The 23,450-nt window shown below is 43.4% G+C and carries 19 protein-coding genes; 7 read left to right on the top strand and 12 right to left on the bottom strand.

The features are described from left to right. Window positions 1–120 precede the first annotated feature (120 nt). Window positions 121–666 (bottom strand): oligoribonuclease, encoded by a 546-nt coding sequence (orn, locus tag EES38_RS20850; RefSeq protein ID WP_124939155.1) that lies wholly within the window; start codon window positions 664–666, stop codon window positions 121–123. Between the two features lie 142 nt (window positions 667–808). Between orn and rsgA the strand changes: the two genes are divergently transcribed. The 6 genes from rsgA (at window position 809) to EES38_RS20820 (ending at window position 8,323) form a co-directional block, all read left to right on the top strand. Beyond that, window positions 809–1,870, top strand: a complete 1,062-nt coding sequence (gene rsgA / locus EES38_RS20845) for a small ribosomal subunit biogenesis GTPase RsgA (RefSeq protein ID WP_124939154.1) — start codon at window positions 809–811, stop codon at window positions 1,868–1,870. Between the two features lie 72 nt (window positions 1,871–1,942). Then, complete coding sequence (asd, locus tag EES38_RS20840) at window positions 1,943–2,800, top strand: archaetidylserine decarboxylase (RefSeq protein WP_124939153.1); 858 nt, start codon at window positions 1,943–1,945, stop codon at window positions 2,798–2,800. Window positions 2,801–2,978: 178 nt separating this feature from the next. Continuing rightward, window positions 2,979–4,394, top strand: a complete 1,416-nt coding sequence (locus EES38_RS20835) for an SLC13 family permease (protein ID WP_124939152.1) — start codon at window positions 2,979–2,981, stop codon at window positions 4,392–4,394. A gap of 78 nt (window positions 4,395–4,472) precedes the next feature. After that, window positions 4,473–5,357, top strand: coding sequence for an EamA family transporter (locus tag EES38_RS20830; protein ID WP_124939151.1), 885 nt, complete (start codon window positions 4,473–4,475; stop codon window positions 5,355–5,357). A gap of 158 nt (window positions 5,358–5,515) precedes the next feature. Then, window positions 5,516–7,045 carry a 2,3-bisphosphoglycerate-independent phosphoglycerate mutase gene (gpmM, locus tag EES38_RS20825; RefSeq protein ID WP_124939150.1) on the top strand — a complete coding sequence of 510 codons (1,530 nt, stop codon included), beginning with the start codon at window positions 5,516–5,518 and terminating at the stop codon, window positions 7,043–7,045. Window positions 7,046–7,210: 165 nt separating this feature from the next. Beyond that, the gene (locus EES38_RS20820; protein WP_124939149.1) at window positions 7,211–8,323 is read left to right on the top strand and encodes a murein hydrolase activator EnvC family protein; all 1,113 of its coding nucleotides are present in this window, start codon (window positions 7,211–7,213) and stop codon (window positions 8,321–8,323) included. Between the two features lie 21 nt (window positions 8,324–8,344). Here EES38_RS20820 and hemE read toward each other — a convergent pair whose 3' ends face one another. Continuing rightward, the gene (gene hemE, locus EES38_RS20815) at window positions 8,345–9,412 is read right to left on the bottom strand and encodes a uroporphyrinogen decarboxylase (RefSeq protein ID WP_124939148.1); all 1,068 of its coding nucleotides are present in this window, start codon (window positions 9,410–9,412) and stop codon (window positions 8,345–8,347) included. 56 nt (window positions 9,413–9,468) lie between these two features. Then, window positions 9,469–10,245, bottom strand: a complete 777-nt coding sequence (gene nudC, locus EES38_RS20810; protein WP_124939147.1) for an NAD(+) diphosphatase — start codon at window positions 10,243–10,245, stop codon at window positions 9,469–9,471. Between the two features lie 171 nt (window positions 10,246–10,416). Here nudC and rsd point away from each other — a divergent pair, with 171 nt between their 5' ends. Further along, a complete protein-coding gene (gene rsd, locus EES38_RS20805; RefSeq protein ID WP_124939146.1) occupies window positions 10,417–10,911 on the top strand; it encodes a sigma D regulator in 495 nt (164 codons plus the stop codon). Between the two features lie 89 nt (window positions 10,912–11,000). Here rsd and rpoC read toward each other — a convergent pair whose 3' ends face one another. The 9 genes from rpoC to EES38_RS20760 all read right to left on the bottom strand — a co-directional run. Next, entirely contained in the window at window positions 11,001–15,203 is a 4,203-nt protein-coding gene (gene rpoC, locus EES38_RS20800; RefSeq protein ID WP_124939145.1) for a DNA-directed RNA polymerase subunit beta', read from the bottom strand. Window positions 15,204–15,292: 89 nt separating this feature from the next. Next, window positions 15,293–19,324 (bottom strand): DNA-directed RNA polymerase subunit beta, encoded by a 4,032-nt coding sequence (rpoB, locus tag EES38_RS20795; protein WP_124939144.1) that lies wholly within the window; start codon window positions 19,322–19,324, stop codon window positions 15,293–15,295. Window positions 19,325–19,565: 241 nt separating this feature from the next. Next, window positions 19,566–19,934, bottom strand: a complete 369-nt coding sequence (rplL, locus tag EES38_RS20790; RefSeq protein WP_124939143.1) for a 50S ribosomal protein L7/L12 — start codon at window positions 19,932–19,934, stop codon at window positions 19,566–19,568. A 57-nt stretch (window positions 19,935–19,991) separates the two neighbouring features. Then, on the bottom strand, window positions 19,992–20,489 hold the full coding sequence (rplJ, locus tag EES38_RS20785) for a 50S ribosomal protein L10 (RefSeq protein ID WP_124939142.1): 498 nt from the start codon (window positions 20,487–20,489) through the stop codon (window positions 19,992–19,994). Between the two features lie 271 nt (window positions 20,490–20,760). Beyond that, window positions 20,761–21,462: a 50S ribosomal protein L1 gene (rplA, locus tag EES38_RS20780; protein ID WP_124939141.1), complete on the bottom strand. Its 702-nt coding sequence runs from the start codon at window positions 21,460–21,462 to the stop codon at window positions 20,761–20,763. A gap of 5 nt (window positions 21,463–21,467) precedes the next feature. After that, window positions 21,468–21,896 (bottom strand): 50S ribosomal protein L11, encoded by a 429-nt coding sequence (gene rplK / locus EES38_RS20775; RefSeq protein ID WP_124939140.1) that lies wholly within the window; start codon window positions 21,894–21,896, stop codon window positions 21,468–21,470. A 116-nt stretch (window positions 21,897–22,012) separates the two neighbouring features. Further along, complete coding sequence (nusG, locus tag EES38_RS20770) at window positions 22,013–22,561, bottom strand: transcription termination/antitermination protein NusG (RefSeq protein ID WP_124939139.1); 549 nt, start codon at window positions 22,559–22,561, stop codon at window positions 22,013–22,015. Window positions 22,562–22,572: 11 nt separating this feature from the next. Beyond that, a complete protein-coding gene (secE, locus tag EES38_RS20765; RefSeq protein WP_124939138.1) occupies window positions 22,573–22,956 on the bottom strand; it encodes a preprotein translocase subunit SecE in 384 nt (127 codons plus the stop codon). A gap of 245 nt (window positions 22,957–23,201) precedes the next feature. Continuing rightward, window positions 23,202–23,450, bottom strand: a 249-nt coding sequence (locus tag EES38_RS20760; RefSeq protein ID WP_500691479.1) for an EF-Tu C-terminal domain-related protein, incomplete at its 5' end; no start/stop codon positions are given.

Genomic DNA, 23,450 nt, shown 5'->3' with positions numbered 1-23,450 from the left:
ATTATAAGAGCATTTTAGTTGGATGCAAGTCTTTCTTTAAAAAAAACGGTATTTTTTTTCTGTTAGAACAAAAAACCATCAAAACACTCTTATTTACGCAGTGGAAACGAATAGAAACGATTAGATCTTAAAAATAGTCTCTCTGTAATAGCGTAATTCTGCAATCGATTCGCGAATGTCATCTAACGCAAGATGGCTGCCCTGTTTCTTAAAACCATCCAATACTTCGGGCTTCCAACGACGCGTTAGTTCCTTAAGAGTACTGACGTCCAAATAGCGATAATGAAAATAATCCTCTAGATCAGGCATATACTTCACCAAGAAGCGGCGGTCCTGTCCGATACTGTTACCACAAATTGGAGACTTACCTTTCGGTACCCAATTTGATAAGAAGTCGATAGTTTGCTTAACCGCCTCTTCTTCCGAGACAGAACTATCTCTTACTCTTTTTACTAAGCCGCTGTTTGTATGGGTTGTTGTACACCACTCATCCATCTTATCCAACTCATCATCGGACTGATGTACCGCAAGTACCGGCCCCTCAGCTAAGATGTTTAACTCACTATCTGTGACAATCGTAGCTATCTCGATGATTTTATGGATCTCAGGGTCTAACCCGGTCATTTCTAAATCAATCCATATCAAATTTTGATCGTTAGAGGCCATGCGCTTACCTATACTTTGAGAATAAAAACGGTACTATACCGCAGATTTCTATAAACAAGATACCTCTGGTACACTGGTGCATCAAATGCACAACAGTGATGTATCGTTTATTTTCGATAATTCATTTTAAAAGATTCTTATAGTGGCGAAAAAGAAAAAGCTTACCAAAGGTCAGGTCCGTAGAGTCCGACATAATCAGAGTAAAAGATTAAAGCAAGATGATATTCCAGAGTGGGATGATTCAATGCTTGGCTCAACTCAACCCGGTTTAGTCATTACTCGATTCGGTCAACACGCAGACATTGAAGATCTGGAAACTGGCGAAATACACCGTTGCAATCTACGACGAGGTATTGAGACGTTAGTATCCGGAGATAAAGTCGTCTGGCGCGCTGGCATAGAATGTATGGCTGGTATTTCTGGTGTTGTAGAGGCTGTTGAGCCAAGAACATCGGTTCTGACCAGACCCGATTACTACGATGGTCTTAAACCTGTAGCAGCAAACGTCGATCAAATGATTATCGTCTCTTCAGTTCTTCCTGAATTATCGCTAAACATCATCGATCGTTACCTGATTGTGTCTGAACTTCTAGAAATTCAACCACTCTTAGTACTGAATAAGGTCGATTTATTGGAACCAGACACTCGAGATCTTTATCAAGAAAAGCTCGATATTTATCAAGCGCTAGGATACCGAGTTCTGTTTGTCAGTCGTGAAACCAAAGAAGGCTTATCCGATCTCGAAATCTGCCTTAAAGATAAGGTAAATATCTTTGTTGGTCAGTCTGGAGTAGGCAAGTCTAGTTTAGTCAATGCTATTCTTCCCGACCTCGATGAAGTAATAGAAGAAGGTGAAGTGTCGAAAACGTCTGGTTTAGGGCAACACACTACAACGGCAGCAAAACTGTATCACCTTCCGAGTGGTGGCGACTTAATTGACTCTCCTGGAGTTCGTGAATTCGGACTATGGCACCTAACCGCAGAAGAAATAACTCAGTCCTATAAAGAATTCGGCCCCTATTTAAATGGCTGCAAATTCAGAGATTGTAAACACTTAGATGATCCAGGCTGTATCATACGAGAAGCGGTTGAAAAAGGTGAAATCAGTAAGATTCGTTTCGATAATTATCACAGAATTTTAGACAGCATGTCGGAAAATAAAGCCAACCGACAGTATTCAAAAAGTAAGAAGCAAGATTTGTAATTTTCCTCACTCATTTACGTTAGATTTTACAGCTTGAATATACGATTCAAGCTGCAATTGGATTTGTAGACTATGGATAAATTTAAAATTGGCCTGCAGTATTGGCTACCTAAACATGCTCTAACTCGCCTAGTCGGTAAATTAGCAGCAGCAAAAGCGGGAAAAATAACAACCGCGATCATTAAACTGTTTATCAAACAATATAATGTCAATATGAACGAGGCCAAGAACCCTGAACCAGCCTCATATGCGACGTTCAATGACTTTTTTACCCGAGAACTAAAATATGGCTCTCGTCCGATCGCTATTGGTGAAGATGTATTGGTCCATCCTGCAGACGGAGCAGTCAGTCAATTTGGTCCGATTGTTGATGGTAGTCTTATTCAGGCGAAGGGACATACCTATACGGCTCTTGAATTGCTTGGTGGAGATAAATCTTTATCGGAAGAGTTCACTGATGGTGGATTTGCCACTATTTACCTATCACCGCGAGATTATCACCGCGTTCACATGCCATGCGATGGTGTATTGAGACAAATGATTTATATTCCGGGAGATTTATTCTCGGTAAATCCACTGACAGCCCAAAATGTACCCAATCTTTTTGCTCGAAATGAACGGGTTGTTTGCATATTCGATACGCCATTTGGTCCCATGGCTCAGATATTGGTTGGAGCAACCATTGTCGGGAGCATCGAATTAGTCTGGGCGGGAACAGTCACTCCACCCCGTGGTAACGTAATACATCGCTGGAACTATCCAGAATCAGGAGAAAAAGCAATTAAACTGCAAAAGGGTGAAGAAATGGGGAGATTCAAACTTGGATCAACGGTTATCAACTTATTTGCCAAAGACCAAATTCACTTCGATGACAAGATGAATGTAGAGCTTCCCACCGTAATGGGTACGCCATACGCACACAAAGCCTAATCCTGAATTCACGGCCAGATGCATCTCATGCATCTGGCTGTAAATTAAAATGTTTGATCCGTGCCAATGATTGGGTCGAATATTCCTATCAAGTTCGAAAAATATAACCCACCTCGATTACAAACGTACTGACTCTCGCTACATTATGGCTATAAATTTGGTATTGAGAGCATAGGCTATGGCGAAACTTTCTGTACAACAACTGATTAAACTCGTACTCTGTTTCCTTCCTCCCATCATCCTTTTGATGATGCCTCTTGATAGCATTCCCATACCTGATCTGACCCTAATACAGCACCGATTACTCGCCATTTTTTTATTAGCTGCGCTACTATGGGTTCTTGAACCCGTTCCAGTCTTCGCCACATCGATACTGATTATCGCACTCGAACTTATTATGATTTCGAACAAAGGGTTACATTTATTTAGAACCCCACCCGAAGGGCATAAATTTGGTGAACTGATCAACTACACTGATATCTTCGGAGCATTTTCGTCACCAATAATCATTTTATTTATGGGTGGGTTTGCACTAGCAATTGCTGCAACAAAATACGAGTTGGACAATAATTTAGCGCGGGTACTTCTTAAGCCATTTGGTCACCATCCCAAGTACATTATGTTGGGCTTAATGATTATTACCGCCTGTTTTTCCATGTTCATGTCCAATACGGCAACAACCGTTATGATGCTCGCTTTGTTGGGTCCTATCGTAGCCTCCACCAGCAAGCAGGATAAGGGAGTGAAAGCGCTCGTTCTCTGCATCCCTATTGCAGCCAATACGGGAGGTATTGCGACTCCTATCGGAACACCGCCTAATGCAATAGCACTTCAGTACCTCACTGGAGAAAACAGTATTAGCTTCCTCAATTGGATGTTAATGGGATTACCTTTTGTTCTCGTGCAATTAACGATTGCCTGGTTCCTATTACAGAAGCTGTTCCCTTCCAGAGAAACGAATATCACACTGAATCTATCGGGGGGGTTTAGTAAATCCTGGCGAGCAATTACCGTCTATATCACTTTTGCTCTCACCATTATTCTCTGGATGACAACTTCGTTACATGGAATGAATACTTATGTGGTTTCGATTATTCCTTTGGCTGTTTTTACGCTGACAGGAATCATGGGCAAGGAAGAACTAAAGCAAATCAATTGGGATGTTCTTTGGTTAGTTGCAGGCGGTATTGCCATTGGAATAGGACTTGAAGAAACAGGGCTTGCTTCAGCGATGGCACACTCAATAAATTATCAAAGCTTATCACCTATATTGGTGTTAATTACTTTATCCGTTGTATGTTGGTTAATGGCAAACTTTATGTCTAATACAGCGACGGCAAACTTATTGATGCCCATTGCCGCAGCTATTGGCTCGTCAATGAGTTCACTCAATGACGTAGGTGGACTACAAGGCTTACTGGTGGTTGTCGCTTTTTCCGCTTCGCTTGGAATGATTCTTCCGGTATCCACACCACCTAATTCCCTTGCGTACTCTACAGGCCTCATCGACAGCAAAGATATGGCTAAAATGGGCGTTATCATGGGATGCATTGGGCTTATCATCGTCTACGTGGTTGCTTGGATAATGAGCTGATAATAATTACTTTGTTTTCATAATAGTTTAGGGCATAGTCTTCCTCCTGAATTTGAATGCTTCATTTAGGAGAGTTACGTGGGTTACGAATGGCTTGCTCTAGCCGCTGCCTTACTTTGGGCGATATCGACCATGTTATCTGTCGAACCTGCCCGCTTTTTAGGAACCTTTTCCTATAGTCGTTGGCGAATGGGATGTACCTCTACTATTTTGATCGTTATTTCACTCCTCACTGGTGGCTGGCGCACGGTTTCCGACGTACATCTCTTACCCATGATGTTATCCGGATTGGTCGGCATATTCGTTGGTGATACAGCTCTTTTTGCCTGCTTTAATCGCATGGGTCCAAGACAAGCAGGCTTACTGTTCTCCTGCCACGCCGTATTTTCAGCCATTATTGGTTACTTCCTATTCAGCGAAACAATGACAACTCGAGAACTATTTGGAGCTTTGCTCGTTTTTTCAGGTGTTGTAACTGCTATCTTTTTTCGTAAAAAGGGCTCAGAGCATAAACTGGATGCCTTATCTGGAAGCCTTTGGATAGGTATATTACTCGGATTACTGGCCGCCTTATGTCAGGCTCTAGGAGGTATCATTGCCAAACCGGTAATGGAGACCGATATCGACCCCATTTCTGCGTCGGCATTGCGTATGATAGCCGCCTTTCTCGCTCATTATGTTTTGTATTTAAGTGGAACTCGTATCGCTAAAGGCAATCAAACTATTACTGTTCGTATTTTTTCGATCACATTTCTAAATGCCTTTTTAGCGATGGCTGTCGGCATGACTCTAATACTCTATGCCCTCAGAGACGGCAACGTCGGGATGGTGGCTCTACTGTCATCAACAACACCAATAATGCTGCTTCCAATGCTTTGGGTATACAGTGGTCAGAAACCTAATCGTTATGCCTGGATGGGAGCAATAGTTGCAGTGATAGGCACAAGCGTTTTAGTATACTAGGGTAAGAATAATTATTATTAAAACAGAAACGACGATAGGTTTTACTTATCTGCATTGATAGGAAGAATCATTGATCTTAATCTTCTAGACACCTTAAAAAGTGTAGTAAAATTACTTTAATTAATTTATCAGTTACTTAAATTTGACGAGGTCTAACTATGTCAGCGAAGAAGCCAATGGCTTTAGTGATCCTTGACGGGTGGGGTTACCGTGAGGACGACAGCAGCAACGCAATCAACAATGCAAACACTCCAGTACTTGATGGTTTGGTTGCTCACAATCCAAATACTCTGATTTCAGCGTCTGGCTTGGACGTAGGTTTACCTGATGGTCAAATGGGTAACTCTGAAGTTGGCCATACAAATATCGGTGCAGGACGAGTGGTCTACCAAGATCTAACACGTATTACAAAAGCGATTGCAGATGGTGAATTCCAAGAGAATCCAACTATCACTAATGCGATGGACAAAGCGATTTCTGCTGGTAAAGCGGTACACATCATGGGTCTGATGTCACCAGGTGGTGTCCACTCTCATGAAGATCACATTTATGCAGCCGTTGAACTTGCAGCAGCTCGTGGCGCAGAAAAAATCTACCTACACTGTTTCTTAGATGGTCGTGATACGCCACCACGCAGTGCCGAAGGTTCATTACAACGTTTCACTGAGTTATTTGAAAAACTAGGCAAAGGCCGTATCGCAACATTGGTAGGTCGTTACTATGCAATGGACCGTGACAATAACTGGGAACGCGTTCAGGAAGCATACGACGTTATCACGCAAGCGAAAGGAGCTTACACCTATTCGTCTGCAGTAGAAGGTCTTAACGCGGCATACGCTCGTGATGAAAATGACGAGTTTGTTAAAGCGACGGTACTTCAGGCTGAAGGGCAAGAGTCATCAGCAGTTCAAGACGGTGACGTGGTTCTATTTATGAACTATCGTGCAGACCGTGCTCGTGAAATCACTCGCACATTCGTTCCCGATTTTTCTGGCTTTGAAAGAGCTGCATTCCCTGCAGTTGAGTTTATTATGTTAACTCAATACGCAGCAGATATTCCTCTATCTTGTGCATACCCACCAGCATCTCTTGAAAATACGTACGGTGAATGGCTAGCTAAAGCGGGCAAAACTCAGCTACGTATTTCTGAAACAGAGAAATACGCACACGTAACGTTCTTCTTCAACGGCGGTGTGGAAACTGAATTTGATGGTGAAGATCGTCAAATTGTAGCATCGCCAAAAGTGGCTACTTATGACCTTCAGCCAGAAATGAGCTCAGAAGAACTCACCGATAAACTGGTTGCTGCAATCGAGTCAGGAAAGTATGACGCGATTATCTGTAATTACCCTAACGGTGACATGGTTGGTCATACTGGCGTCTACGACGCAGCAGTAAAAGCCTGCGAAGCTGTTGACCACTGTATTGGACGTGTTGTGGAAGCCATCAAAAAAGTTGATGGTCAATTACTCATCACGGCTGACCACGGTAACGCAGAGATGATGGTTAACCCGGAAACAGGCGGCACTCATACTGCCCACACGAATCTTCCGGTGCCTCTAATTTATGTTGGTAGTAAAGATTTAGCATTGAAAGAAGGGGGGAAATTATCCGATTTAGCTCCAACAATGCTGGCTCTGACTGACATGGAAATTCCATCAGAAATGTCCGGTAATGTACTATTTTAAGGTTCAAACCTTAAATTAGAAAAAGCCCCGAATTTCGGGGCTTTTTTGTGGTTCTTTGTTAGAAAATCGCGATTTTTTTGATTTCGTTGTCGTTGTCTGTTTCTCTTTCTGTATACTAGAGTTCATGTCACAGAATGCTTAGTCCGACTCTATAAGCCCATAATAATGAAAAACAAACTTTCTCTCACCCAGATAATTTTTTACTTTTGTTGCTTCATCGCGACAATGAGTGCTTTCGCAGCCAGCCAGCAAGAATTAAAAGGTGTTTCTAGCGAAATCTCTCGTCAAAAGCAGTCTCTAGCGAGTCAGAGTAATAAATTGGATAAACTGCAAAGCGAGTTAAAGAAGCAGGAGCTGAGTATTGCAGGGTTGGAGAAAGAAATTGAGCAAACCAAACGTAAACTGGCTAGTGCAAACGCCAATATTCAGAAGCTTGAAGCTAAAATAAGCAAGCTAGCCGAACAGAAGAAGCAGCAATCAGACAAGCTAGAACAACTCATTCATGCCTACTACGTCATGAAAGACAGTCATTCTGCATCTAGCTTACTAGAAGACGGTAGTGAAGAAGATCGTCTCAGCCAGTATTTTCAATATTTAGCTAAAGCGCGGGCTAATGCTATTGAAGAGTTAGAAGATACTACTCGTCAACTTAGAAATAGCGAAGATAAGCTCAATAGCGAAAAACAACAAATCCAATCCTTGCTGACTGAACAGACTCAAAAAAGAGATAGCCTCCAGACAACCCAGAATAAAAGAAAGTCGACAGTCAGCAAAATTCGTTCAGATATTTCCAGCGATAAGGTTTACTTGGCTGAGCTGCAGAGAAATGAGTCTCGGCTAAAAGCTGAAATAGCAAAAGCTGCAAAACGTAATTCAGTCCTAATGAATGGTATCGCAAGCCAAAAAGGTAAATTACCTTGGCCTCTGAAAGGTCGTGTATTACATCATTTTGGTAGCCACCAGACCGGGCAGATTAACTGGAAAGGCATTGTTATAGATGCGAATTATGGACAACCAGTTAAAGCGATCTATTCCGGTAGAGTTGTGTTCTCTGAATATCTACGTGGATACGGTTTAGTAATTCTACTGGACCATGGTAAAGGTGATATGACGCTGTACGGCTTTAACCAGTCACTTCTAAAAAAAGAAGGGGATAAAGTTGTTGCTGGAGAAACGATTGCGCTTGCCGGTGATACCGGAGGGCAATCAAGCCCTGCGCTTTACTTCGAGGTAAGACGAAACAGTCGTGCAGAAAACCCTCTGAACTGGCTGAATTGATCCAGCCAGCTCACATACGGTTTACTCGTGATATTGACGTGATAACTCATGAACAGCGTCAACAAAAGTACCCGCATTCTCAGGTGGTACATCAAGATGAATACCATGACCCAAGTTAAATACGTGACCCGACTTTGCGTGACCAAAGCCAGCTAGAATACTCTCAACCTCTTCACGAATACGCTGTGGCGAAGCATACAACATAGAAGGGTCCATATTCCCTTGGAGGGCAACTTTATCCCCTACTCTAGCCTTCGCGTCCTCAATATTGATTGTCCAATCTAAGCCAACAGCATCACAACCAGTTTCGGCGATACTTTCCAACCACATACCGCCATTCTTCGTAAATAACGTAACAGGGACCTTACGACCCTCATTTTCGCGAACTAGGCCATCCACGATTTTATGCATGTACTGCAATGAGAAGTCCTTATAGTCCCGGGGGGTTAGAACTCCACCCCACGTATCAAAGATCATCACAGATTGAGCCCCGGCTTTAATCTGACCGTTAAGGTAAGAGATAACACTATCGGCTAACTTGTCGAGAAGAAGATGCAATACCGCCGGATCTGAGTACATCATTTTTTTTATTTTGGTAAAAGCCTTAGAACTTCCACCTTCAACCATATAGGTCGCTAATGTCCAAGGGCTTCCAGAGAACCCAATGAGAGGAACATCACCATTAAGATCTTGACGAATCTGGCGAACCGCATTCATAACATATTGAAGCTCACCCTCAGGATCTGGGATACCTATTTTTTTTACGTCAGAGACAGACTGTATTGGACATTGAAATTTAGGGCCTTCACCCGCCTCAAAGTACAATCCTAAGCCCATCGCATCCGGAATGGTTAAAATGTCAGAAAATAGAATCGCGGCATCAAGCTTAAAACGCTTGAGTGGTTGCAGAGTGACTTCAGAAGCCAATTCTGCATTACGGCAGAGAGACATAAAATCTCCTGCACGTGAACGGGTTTCACGATACTCCGGTAAATAACGTCCTGCTTGACGCATCATCCAGACAGGGGTGTACTCTACGGGTTGTTTAAGCAAAGCACGCAGATAGGTATCGTTCTTGAGCTGAGTCATACTTATTCCAATCAGGCTATTTATCTTATTTATGGGCGGTATTCTACCATTTGTCGTCAGGAATCGCGCTTAATATCAGTAACAGTTTGTTCAATTAGAGCACGTGCAATGGTACCTACAGGTGCCAGCTGAGGCATATTATCCACATCAAACCAACTTGCATCGCTTAACTCAGTATAATCAGGACGAATTTCTCCAGACTCGTAATCAGCCATAAACCCGACCATCATACTGGATGGAAAAGCCCAAGGCTGACTACTCACGTAACGAATGTTTTTCACCTTCAAACCAGTTTCCTCGAAAACCTCACGAGCCACCGTCTGTTCCAGAGTCTCACCCACTTCGACAAATCCAGCGATAACCGTGTAAAGCTCTGATGAGTGACGAGCGTGGTTAGCAAGCAAAATTTGATTATCACGACGGATTGCGACGATAATACATGGAAATATTCGCGGATAATGCATGGAACGACAGTCGTTGCATTGCATCGCTAGCTCTTGATGGTTTAGATGATTTCGCCCACCACATTGAGGGCAGAAACGTAGAGATTGGGTCATATGACCATATTGCACGGCTTTGCTCGCAGCAAAGAACAGCGATTCTTCAACTTCCAATAAATACCGCAACGATGTCATCTCATACTGGCCTTCCAGCTCAGATTCATTTAGCCAATAGACAGGACAATGATTAACTCGTCCTACTTCTATTGCATCTTCAATTGGCAGAGAGAGCTGCTTGGCGGAACCAAAAGGTATTTGTCCGTCAACAGTCCAAAGTTCACTTCCTGAAACAACACACCAATAAGCGTCATTTGTGTCACTTTTTTTTAACATGATTCCCCCTATTCCTTGCAGTCCAATTATTTTACTGGCAATCTAGTTTCATACCAGAGTTAAATGTAACCAATTAAAAAATGAGACAAACTCAGGTATGAATTAAGAGGTATAACGTACTTCAGCTCAATTTGATCTCTCAACTGAAGATCTGATCATGAGGGCATAATCATGCTAAATAAATTTAAAAGAGTGCAAGAACAATGGGGAGGATCCAGTGAGGTCATAGACCAATGGCTGGATGATCGTCAACGCTTACTCGTGACGTACTGCAAACTTGCAACCACTCAACCAAATGCAGCATCAGCAAAAGCTGGCGTTACTGAATTGCCATCTTATTCAGAAATTGAAGATTTCTCCCAAAATCTGGTGGAGTATATTTCGACTGGTCATTTTAAAATTTACGATATGGTCAAAGCGAAATGGGAATGCACTGGATTTCAGGCAACAGACGAAATTAATGATACGTATTTTAAAATCGTCGATACTACCGATCCACTACTCAATTTTGCTGATAAGTATCTAGATATTAAAGACGGTGATGATCTTGAACACTTTGATCTCGATTTATCGCGACTAGGGGAAATACTTGAAGAACGCTTTGAAGTAGAAGACTACCTAATTCAACTCATTGCTGATAGTTTATCTGTCCCACCAGGAGCTTGATAAGTTAATCAATCTTAACCTCTTCTCATCTTCGATAGGATAGAAACAAAAAAGGCGCCATCGGCGCCTTTTTTAATCCCAAAGAAGAATTACTCTTCTGAAGAGAATCCAGCGTTAAGCAATGCAGCCAAGTTATCAGTTGCTTGCTCTGCTGATGGTCCTTCTTTTTCCGCTTCACGTTGAGCGTGACGATCTTGGTGATACGCAAAACCAGTACCAGCAGGAATCAGACGACCAACGATAACGTTTTCTTTCAGACCACGTAGCTCATCACGTTTACCAGAAACAGCCGCTTCAGTAAGAACACGAGTTGTTTCTTGGAACGATGCCGCAGAGATGAACGACTCAGTTGCAAGAGATGCTTTAGTAATACCTAGAAGCTCACGTTCGAAACGTGCTGGCTCTTTGCCTTCAGCTTCAAGTTCACGGTTTGCAATCTTAACTTGTGAGTACTCAACCTGCTCGCCTGGTAGGAAGTTAGAATCACCTGCAAAGGTAATAGTACACTTACGTAGCATTTGACGAACGATAGTTTCAATATGTTTATCGTTAATCTTAACGCCTTGCAGACGGTAAACTTCCTGAACTTCGTTTGCGATGTATGCAGTCACAGCATGGATACCACGTAGACGCAGGATATCATGCGGAGACTCTGGTCCGTCAGCGATAACATCACCACGTTCCACTTTTTCACCTTCAAACACGTTCAATTGACGATGCTTAGGAATCATCTCTTCGTAAGTATCTCCACCATCACGAGTGATGATTAGACGACGCTTACCTTTTGTCTCTTTACCAAACGATACAGTACCTGTGTGTTCAGCAAGAATCGCAGGCTCTTTAGGTTTACGAGCTTCAAACAAGTCAGCTACTCGAGGTAGACCACCCGTGATGTCTCGGTTACCGCCAGATTTCTGAGGAATACGAGCAACCGTATCACCCACACCTACTTCTGCGCCGTCATCTAGGTTAACGATCGCTTTACCAGGTAAGAAGTATTGAGCTGGCATATCAGTACCAGGAATCATCACATCGTTACCTTTTTCATCAACAAGTTTAACTGCTGGACGCATGTCTTTACCTGCTGACGGACGAGCTGCTGGGTCAGTTACTTCGCTAGAAGAAAGACCTGTTAGATCATCAGTTTGACGAGAAACCGTCACGCCATCGATCATATCGATGAACTTAACACGACCTGCCACTTCAGTGATGATTGGCATAGTGTGCGCTTCCCAGTTTGCAACGAGTTCACCAGAAGTCACTGCATCGCCATCTGCTTTATTTAAAGTAGAGCCGTAAGGAAGTTTGTGTTTCTCTTTAGTACGACCGAATTCATCGATAATCGTTAATTCAGTTGCACGAGACGTAATAACCAGTTTGCTGTCTTTGTTCACAACGAACTTAGCGTTATGAAGTTTGACTGAACCTGTGTTCTTCGCCTGAATGCTGTTCTCTGCTGCTGCTGTTGATGCCGCACCACCGATGTGGAACGTACGCATCGTTAGCTGAGTACCTGGTTCACCGATTGACTGTGCAGCGATAACACCGACAGATTCACCTTGGTTAACCAAGTGACCACGAGCAAGGTCACGACCATAACATTGTGAACAACAACCGAAGTCTGAATCACAAGTTACAACCGAACGTACTTTAATCTGGTCAACAGAGTTCTGATCCATGATTTGACACCATTTCTCATCAATCAGCGTATTACGCGGGATGAGGATCTCTTCTGTACCAGGTTTCAATACATCTTCAGCAACTACACGACCAAGAGCTAGCTCAGTCAGAGGAACTTTAACGTCACCACCTTCGATGTGTGGATTCATCACAACACCTTCGTGTGTGCCACAATCGTGTTCAGTAACAACAACGTCCTGAGCAACGTCAACAAGACGACGAGTTAAGTAACCCGAGTTTGCTGTTTTCAGTGCCGTATCCGCAAGACCCTTACGAGCACCGTGCGTTGAGATAAAGTACTGAAGTACGTTTAGACCTTCTTTAAAGTTCGCAGTGATTGGCGTTTCGATGATCGAGCCATCCGGACGAGCCATCAGACCACGCATACCAGCAAGCTGACGAATCTGAGCTGCAGAACCACGAGCACCCGAGTCAGCCATCATATAGATGCTGTTAAACGATTCTTGTTGCTCTTCTTCACCATCACGGTTTAGAACCGTTTCAGAAGATAGGTTAGCCATCATCGCTTTCGCTACGCGATCATTGGTTGATGCCCAGATATCGATAACTTTGTTATAACGTTCACCAGCAGTTACAAGACCTGATTGGAACTGCTCCTGGATTTCACGAACTTCTTCTTCCGCAGCTGAAATCTCAGTGTATTTCGCTGGTGGTACAACCATATCGTCGATACCAACAGATACACCAGATAGAGCAGCGTATGCAAAACCGGTATACATGATTTGGTCAGCAAAGATAACAGTGTCTTTTAGACCAAGGCGACGGTATGCAACGTTAAGAAGGTTAGAAATCTGTTTCTTACCTAACTTTTGGTTAACGATGCTGAATGGCAGACCCTTAGGTACAATTTGCCACAACATTGCACGACCAACAGTGGTATCAACCATCTTAGTTTCAGTCGTTTCATTACCATCTTCATCACGTACAGTTTCGGTAATACGAACTTTTACGCGAGCGTGAAGTGCTGCTGTTTTAGTGCGATATGCTTTCTCAGCCTCTGCAGGGCCAGAAAGGTACATACCTTCACCTTTTGCATTAACCATCTCACGCGTCATGTAGTACAGACCCAAAACAACGTCCTGAGAAGGTACGATGATCGGATCGCCTGATGCTGGCGACAGAATGTTGTTAGTCGACATCATCAGTGTACGAGCTTCTAGCTGTGCTTCTAAAGTTAGAGGCACGTGAACCGCCATTTGGTCACCATCGAAGTCCGCGTTATATGCCGCACACACTAGTGGGTGTAGCTGAATCGCTTTACCTTCAATAAGTACTGGTTCGAATGCTTGAATACCCAAACGGTGAAGTGTTGGTGCACGGTTAAGTAACACTGGATGTTCACGGATAACTTCATCAAGAATATCCCAAACAATCGCTTCTTCACGTTCTACCATTTTCTTAGCCGCTTTGATCGTCGTAGCCATACCACGAGTTTCTAGCTTGCTGTAAATAAATGGTTTGAATAACTCAAGTGCCATCTTCTTAGGAAGACCACACTGATGTAAACGCAAGTATGGACCTACTGTGATAACAGAACGGCCAGAGTAGTCTACACGTTTACCTAGTAGGTTCTGACGGAAACGACCTTGTTTACCCTTGATCATATCAGCAAGAGATTTCAGAGGACGCTTATTAGAACCCGTGATCGCACGACCACGACGACCGTTATCAAGAAGCGCATCAACAGACTCTTGCAGCATACGTTTTTCGTTACGTACGATGATGTCCGGAGCGGCTAGCTCTAGAAGACGTTTCAAACGGTTGTTACGGTTAATCACACGACGGTATAGATCGTTTAGATCGGACGTTGCAAAACGACCACCATCTAGAGGTACTAGAGGGCGTAAATCTGGTGGAAGAACTGGTAAAACAGTTAGGATCATCCATTCTGGGTTGTTACCAGATTGAACGAACGCCTCAACCAATTTTAGACGCTTAGTCACTTTCTTACGCTTAGTTTCAGAGTTAGTGGTATCCAACTCTTCACGCATAATCTCAGTTTCTGCAACAAGATCCATTGTAGAAAGTAGGTCTTTGATTGCTTCCGCGCCCATTTTCGCAACGAACTCGTCGCCCCACTCTTCTAAACGGTCTAGATATTCTTCTTCAGTTAATAGCTGACCTTTTTCAAGATCAGTCATACCTGGCTCAGTCACAACGTACATTTCAAAATAAAGTACGCGCTCGATATCACGTAGCGGCATATCCATAAGAAGGCCGATACGAGATGGTAACGATTTTAAGAACCAGATGTGAGCAACAGGTGACGCTAGCTCGATATGACCCATACGATCACGACGAACTTTAGTTTGAGTTACCTCAACACCACATTTCTCACAGATCACACCACGGTGTTTTAAGCGCTTGTATTTTCCGCAAAGACACTCGTAGTCTTTTACTGGACCAAAAATACGCGCACAGAAAAGACCATCACGCTCAGGTTTGAACGTACGATAGTTGATCGTTTCAGGTTTTTTCACTTCACCAAATGACCATGAACGAATCATGTCTGGAGAAGCTAGACCGATTTTGATTGCATCAAATTCTTCAGTCTTATGCTGTGCTTTTAGAAAGTTTAATAAGTCTTTCACAATCAGCTCCTGTGAGGAGTTAAAAGGCGCTCGCCAGCAGCGAGCCCCTTTCTACTAGATAATCCAATTTTTCCTGACAAAAAATCGAATTACTCTTCGTCTTCTAGCTCAATATTGATACCTAGTGAGCGAATCTCTTTCAACAACACGTTGAATGACTCAGGCATACCAGGTTCCATACTGTGGTTACCATCGACGATGTTTTTATACATCTTCGTACGGCCGTTAACGTCATCAGACTTAACAGTTAACATTTCTTGTAGCGTATATGCAGCACCGTATGCTTCAAGTGCCCACACTTCCATCTCACCGAAACGTTGTCCACCGAACTGAGCTTTACCACCAAGTGGTTGTTGAGTAACAAGGCTGTAAGAACCAGTTGAACGAGCATGCATTTTGTCGTCAACAAGGTGGTTCAGTTTCAGCATGTACATATAACCAACAGTAACTTGACGTTCAAATGCATCACCAGTACGGCCATCAAACAATGTTAGCTGACCAGACGTTGGAAGATCTGCCAGTTTAAGAAGACTCTTAATTTCTGGCTCAGTAGCACCGTCAAAGACAGGAGTTGCTACAGGTAGACCATTGCGCAAATTACTTGCTAGTGTACGTACTTCGTCATCAGACATCTCAGCGATGTTAACTTTCTGACGAATATCGTTACCCAAAGAGTAAACTTCTTGCAGGAACTCACGAAGTTTCGCGACTTCTTGCTGCTCTTTTACCATTTGGTTGATCTTGTCACCGATGCCTTTCGCAGCAGCACCCAAGTGAACTTCAAGGATCTGACCGATGTTCATACGAGATGGTACACCTAGAGGGTTGAGTACGATATCAACTGGGTTACCTTTTTCATCGTATGGCATATCTTCTACAGGGTTGATCTTAGAAATTACACCTTTGTTACCGTGACGACCCGCCATCTTATCACCAGGCTGGATACGACGTTTAACAGCAAGATATACTTTTACGATTTTCAATACGCCAGGTGCTAAATCATCACCTTGAGTAATCTTGCGACGCTTAGCTTCGAATTTCTTATCGAAGTCAGCTTTTAACTCGTCCCATTGCTCTGCTAATTGTTCTAGCTGAGTTTGAAGTTCGTCGTCTTCTAGTGTTTGCTCTAGCCATTTCTTACGTTCAATGCCGTCAAGTCTAGCTTCCGAGTAACCACCAGTAAGAAGCACTGCTCTAACACGAGCTAATAAACCACCTTCAAGAATCTGGAATTCTTCAGTTAGGTCTTTCTTCGCTTCTTTTAACTGCATCTGTTCGATTTCAAGTGCACGCTTGTCTTTCTCTACTCCATCACGAGTAAATACTTGAACATCGATAACAGTACCAGTTACTGAGTTTGGTACACGCAGAGATGTATCTTTAACATCAGATGCTTTTTCACCGAAGATAGCACGCAGTAGTTTCTCTTCCGGAGTCAGCTGAGTTTCACCTTTAGGCGTTACTTTACCAACCAGGATGTCACCACCTTTCACTTCTGCACCGATATAAACGATACCGGATTCATCAAGCTTAGATAGTGCAGCTTCGCCAACGTTTGGAATATCTGCAGTGATCTCTTCTGCGCCAAGCTTAGTATCACGTGCCACACAAGACAGTTCTTGAATGTGGATTGTCGTGAAACGGTCTTCTTGAACAACGCGTTCTGAAACAAGAATCGAGTCTTCGAAGTTGTAACCATTCCAAGGCATAAATGCGATACGCATGTTTTGGCCAAGCGCTAGTTCGCCAAGGTCAGTTGATGGACCATCAGCCAATACGTCGCCACGAGCAACAGGTTCACCTGGCATCACACAAGGACGCTGGTTGATACATGTGTTCTGGTTTGAACGCGTATATTTAGTTAGGCTGTAGATATCGATACCGGCTTCGCCAGATACCAATTCATCTTCGTTAACTTTAATAACGATACGAGATGCGTCAACTGATTGAACATGACCACCACGTTTCGCTACCGCTGTTACACCAGAGTCAACCGCTACGTTACGTTCGATACCTGTACCAACTAGAGGCTTATCAGCTTTCAGAGTTGGAACAGCCTGACGTTGCATGTTTGCACCCATCAATGCACGGTTCGCATCATCGTGTTCTAGGAACGGGATAAGCGATGCAGCGATAGATACAACCTGGTTAGTTGCAACGTCCATATAGTTAATGTGTTCACGAGGGTGAAGACCGGATTCGCCACGTTGACGAGCAGTAACAAGCTCATCAGAGAACGAACCTTCTTCAGTCAATTTTGCGTTCGCCTGAGCGATAACAAATTGACCTTCTTCAATCGCGGACAAGTAATCAACTTCATCAGTCACAAGACCATCAACAACCCGACGGTATGGGGTTTCAAGGAAACCGTACTCATTACAACGAGCAAACGCTGACAAGGAGTTGATCAAACCGATGTTTGGACCTTCCGGAGTTTCGATAGGACATAGACGACCGTAGTGAGTTACGTGTACGTCACGTACTTCGAAGCCAGCACGTTCACGAGTCAGACCGCCCGGACCTAAAGCAGAAATACGACGCTTGTGCGTTACTTCTGATAGCGGGTTGTTCTGGTCCATAAACTGAGATAGCTGTGAAGAACCAAAGAATTCTTTAACGGCTGCAGAAATTGGTTTCGCATTAATCAGATCTTGTGGCATTACGTTATCAAGATCGCCCAAACTTAGACGTTCTTTTACCGCACGCTCAACACGAACAAGACCAACACGGAATTGGTTTTCAGCCATTTCACCTACGCTACGAATACGGCGGTTTCCTAAGTGGTCGATATCGTCCACTTCGCCTTTACCGTTGCGAATAGCAATAAGTTTTTTCATCACTTCGATGATATCAACTTCATCGAGAGTGCCTTGCTCTTCTGCATCTGTACGCTCGATAGAGCTGTTAAACTTCATTCGACCAACAGTCGATAAGTCATAACGATCTTCTGAGAAGAACAAGCTTTCAAATAGTGCTTCTGCTGCTTCTTTCGTTGGCGGCTCACCAGGGCGCATCATACGGTAGATTTCAACTAACGCAGAGATACGATCAGTGGTGCTATCGACACGAAGAGTATCTGCCATGAACGGACCGTTATCCAGGTCATTCGTGTACAGAACTTCAATCTTCTTGTATCCAGCCTGAGAAAGATTCGCTAGTGCTTCAAGACTTACTTCTTGGTTCGCTGATACGATCAGTTCACCTGTTGATTCATCAACATAGTCTTTAGATGCAACTTTACCGACGATGTATTCCACTGGTACTTCAATGAACTGAACACCATCTTTTTCTAACTGACGAATGTGACGCGCGGTAACTCGACGACCTTGCTCAACATACACTTTGCCATCAGCTTCGATATCAAAGCTTGCGGTTTCGCCACGTAAACGATCAGGGACCAACTCCATCATCAGAGTTTGATCTTTAACTTCAAAGTTAACCTTCTCGAAGAATAGATCCAGAATCTCTTCCGTCGATTTACCTAATGCACGAAGGATAATTGAAGCTGGTAACTTACGACGGCGGTCTATACGTACGTATAAATGATCTTTAGGATCAAATTCGAAATCCAACCATGAACCACGGTAAGGAATAACACGTGCGTTATAGAGAACTTTACCTGATGAGTGGGTCTTACCCTTATCGCTGTCGAAGAACACGCCTGGGCTTCGGTGCAGCTGGGATACGATAACCCTCTCGGTACCATTTATTACGAAGGTACCATTATCTGTCATGAGTGGAATTTCACCCATGTAGACTTCTTGTTCTTTAATATCTTTTACAGTACCCGCCGGCGCATCTCTATCGTAGATCACCAAGCGTAGTTTTACGCGAAGTGGCTTCGAATAAGTTACACCACGTATCTGACATTCTTTAACGTCAAATACTGGCTCACCAAGACGGTAGCTAACGTATTGCAGCTCAGAGTTACCATTGTAGCTCTGAATAGGAAATACAGAACGAAAAGCAGCCTCTAGACCATATTGACCCTCAGGATCCTGTTCGATAAATTTATCGAAAGAATCGAGCTGGATAGATAGCAAGTATGGAATGTCCAAAACCTGTGGACGAGTACCAAAGTCCTTGCGGATGCGCTTTTTCTCGGTATAAGAGTAAACCATGGGGTTCCTCAGCTCGCTGATAAGTGACCCAAACTGTCCGCCTGCAGTAGGTGTAGGACAGTAACTAACTAGCTGTTTACTGTAGTGACGTATTGATTAACTTTGTTAAAAAATACGTTTTTTTGCACGGATATCGAACGCTTAAACAGCGGGAAAATTCGTCGACACCCTACAGCGCAAAAAGGCCGGTGGTCAATAAACCACCAGCCATTAGCCTCTCGGCTAAACTATTAAGCTATAATTACTTAAGCTCAACAGTTGCACCAGCTTCTTCAAGTTGTGCTTTAAGAGCGTCAGCTTCAGCTTTCTCAACGCCTTCTTTGATAGCAGCAGGAGCGCCATCAACAAGAGCTTTAGCTTCTTTAAGACCTAGGCCAGTAGCACCACGTACTGCTTTGATTACAGCAACTTTGTTACCGCCAGCAGAAGCTAGGATTACGTCGAATTCAGTTTGCTCAGCAGCAGCTTCACCGCCTGCAGCAGGACCAGCTACAGCAGCAGCAGCAGCAGAAACACCGAATTTCTCTTCCATTGCTTCGATTAGTTCAACAACTTGCATTACAGACATATCTGCAATAGCGTCTAGGATTTGCTCGTTAGTAATAGACATAACAATTCTCTTCTAAGTCAACAATTAGTTTAATAAGCAACCAGTAAAAAGCAAGCTTTATGCAGCTTCAGCTTCTTGCTTCTGGTCGCGGATAGCAGCGATAGTACGTGCAAGCTTGCCAGCAGAAGCTTCTTTCATGCACATCATTAGGCGTGCAATAGCTTCGTCGTAAGTTGGTAGTGTTGCTAGTACTTCTACGTCAGCGATTGCACCTTCAAATGCAGCTGCTTTGATCTCAAATTTTTTGTTCTCTTTAGCGAAGTCTTTGAAAAGACGCGCTGCAGCACCTGGGTGCTCATTAGAGAAACCGATCAAAGTAGGACCTACGAATACGTCTGTTAGACATTCGTAAGCTGTGCCTTCTACTGCGCGACGTGCTAGTGTGTTACGAACAACTTTTACATAAACACCCGCTTCACGCGCCTGTTTACGTAGAGTTGTCATCGCACTTACTTCAACGCCACGAGAGTCAGCAACAACTGCAGAAAGAGCACCACTGGCTGCTTCGTTGACTTCAGCAACAATTGCTTTTTTGTCTTGAAGATTTAAAGCCATTTGGATTTACTCCTGGTTGTCGTTACACCACTCACTATTATCACAACAGTGAGAGCTTCTTAGGTGCATTCCCAGAAGAAAGGTATTTAAAATAGAGCTTTCTGTCAGTTCGGGCACCATCTACGTAGGTACTATTAAGTCTTTATTACTAAAGACGCCTACGGTCTTGGACGGAGACTGGGTTATTGTTCAAAAAGAACCAAAAGTTCAGCCCCAACCACAAATATTAGGCGCAGAATTATACATCAATCCTGCGCCTAAGCAAATACAATTATGCTTGAGTGCTTAGAGTAGATTGATCTACTGCAACACCAGCACCCATCGTAGTAGAGATACTAATTTTCTTAACGTAAGTACCTTTAGCGCTTGATGGTTTTGCTTTCTTAAGAGCAACTAGAAGAGCTTCTAGGTTCTCTTTAATTTGGTCAGTTTCGAAAGAAACTTTACCAATTGTAGTGTGAACGATACCGTTCTTGTCGTTACGGTAACGAACCTGACCAGCTTTAGCATTTTTAACAGCTTCAGCAACGTTAGGAGTTACAGTACCAACTTTAGGGTTTGGCATAAGACCACGAGGACCTAGTATAGTACCTAGTTGACCTACAACACGCATCGCGTCAGGAGAAGCAACTACAACGTCAAAGTTTAGTTCGCCTTTCTTAACTTGCTCAGCAAGATCTTCCATACCTACGATGTCAGCGCCAGCTTCTTTAGCAGCTTCAGCGTTAGCACCTTGAGTAAATACAGCAACGCGTACTTCACGACCAGTACCGTGTGGTAGTACAGTTGCACCACGTACGTTTTGGTCAGATTTACGAGCGTCGATACCTAGGTTAACAGCAACGTCAACAGACTCTACGAATTTTGCTGTTGCAAGTTCTTTAAGAAGAGCAACTGCTTCATTGATTTCGTAGTCTTTAGTTACATCCACTTTTTCGCGGATAGTGCGCATGCGCTTAGTTAGTTTTGCCATTATTATTAACCCTCAACCACTAGGCCCATTGAACGAGCAGTACCCGCAATAGAGCGTTTCATTGCTTCAATATCAGCACCAGTCATATCAGCAGCTTTAGTTTCTGCGATTTCTTGGACTTGAGCGTCAGTGATTGTGCCCACTTTTTCAGTGTTTGGACGGCCAGAACCAGACTTAACACCTGCTGCTTTCTTAAGAAGAACTGCTGCTGGAGGAGTCTTAGTAACGAACGTGAAAGAACGGTCACTATATACTGTAATAACTACAGGAATTGGAAGACCTTTCTCTACAGATTCTGTTTTTGCGTTAAACGCTTTACAGAATTCCATGATGTTTACACCACGTTGACCTAGAGCAGGACCAACTGGTGGACTTGGGTTTGCCATACCCGCTGCAACTTGCAGCTTGATATAAGCTTCAACTTTCTTAGCCATGATATTTCCTACATTGTGGGTTCAAACGCTAATCAACCGATCAGCTCCCCGTTAACAAAAAGGCGCGAAATTATAAACAGATTTCGCGCCTTTCACAAGAATAAAATGACGAATTATTAGTCAAGTTTTTCAACTTGTCCAAATTCGAGTTCGACAGGTGTTGCACGACCAAAGATCGAAACAGAAACCTTCAAACGACTCTTCTCGTAATCAACTTCTTCAACAGTACCGTTAAAGTCAGCAAATGGACCATCGTTAACACGAACCACTTCACCAGCTTCAAACATCGTTTTCGGTCTAGGAGCTTCACTCGCTTTTTCTAGACGATTCAAAATCGCATCCGCTTCTTTATCAGAAATCGGAGCTGGACGATCAGAGGTACCACCAATAAAGCCCATAACACGAGGAACGCTACGTACTAAATGCCATGATTCATCGTTCATAATCATCTGAACAAGTACATAACCAGGGAAGAATTTGCGTTCACTCTTGCGACGCTGCCCCGCGCGCATTTCAACGACTTCTTCCGTTGGGACAAGAACTTCACCGAATAGGTCTTCCATACCATGCATTTTGATATGCTCACGAAGCGATTGAGCAACGCGACCTTCAAATCCAGAGAAGGCTTGAACTACATACCAGCGTTTTTTTGGAGCTTCACTCATGTATAAACCCTCTATACTCCAGTCGCTAATGCAACAAGACGAACCATAATGCCGTCAATGCCCCATAGTGCCAGAGCCATTACAATACTAACAGCTAAAACGATTAATGTAGTTTGCATCGTTTCTTGACGTGAAGGCCATACAACCTTACGAATCTCTAAACGAGCTTCACGTGCAAAACTAATCGCAGCTTTACCTTTAATTGTTGTAGCAGCAATACCTAAAGCAGCCGCAATTAATACAACAACACCTGCAGTGCGAATCACTACATTAAACGTCTCACCATAAAATGAGTTACCCACAACAGCGGCAGCCAGCAAAAGGATGGCAATTAACCACTTGAACTTATCTGCTGCACTTGAACTATCAGGAGTTTCAGCATGATTTGCTTTCATAAACCAACCTGCACAAGTCTTACTATAGACGACAATAACCCCGCTGCTGCAGGGCAAAACCACTGATGTCGAATTAAATGCTAAATCGACACCCAACCAAAAAGCACTTTTTCTAGACTAATTGTTTTTAATCAGGCTTTTCGTTCAAAAATCTTGATTTTTGACTACTAAATCACCGCCATTTAAGTTTAGCGCAGAAAAAGGGCATCAAATGATGCCCTTTTTACTAGTGATTAGTCAAATCATTATTCAATGATTTTAGCTACAACACCAGCACCAACTGTACGGCCACCTTCGCGGATTGCGAAACGTAGACCTTCGTCCATCGCGATTGGCGCGATTAGAGCAACAGTCATCTTGATGTTGTCACCAGGCATTACCATTTCTACGCCTTCTGGTAGCTCGATGTTACCAGTTACGTCAGTTGTACGGAAGTAGAACTGTGGACGGTAGCCTTTGAAGAATGGAGTGTGACGACCACCTTCATCTTTAGA

The sequence above is a fragment of the Vibrio viridaestus genome, assembly GCF_003856525.1.
GTDB classification, from domain to species: Bacteria; Pseudomonadota; Gammaproteobacteria; order Enterobacterales; family Vibrionaceae; genus Vibrio; species Vibrio viridaestus.
This window is presented reverse-complemented; position numbering and strand designations above follow the sequence as displayed.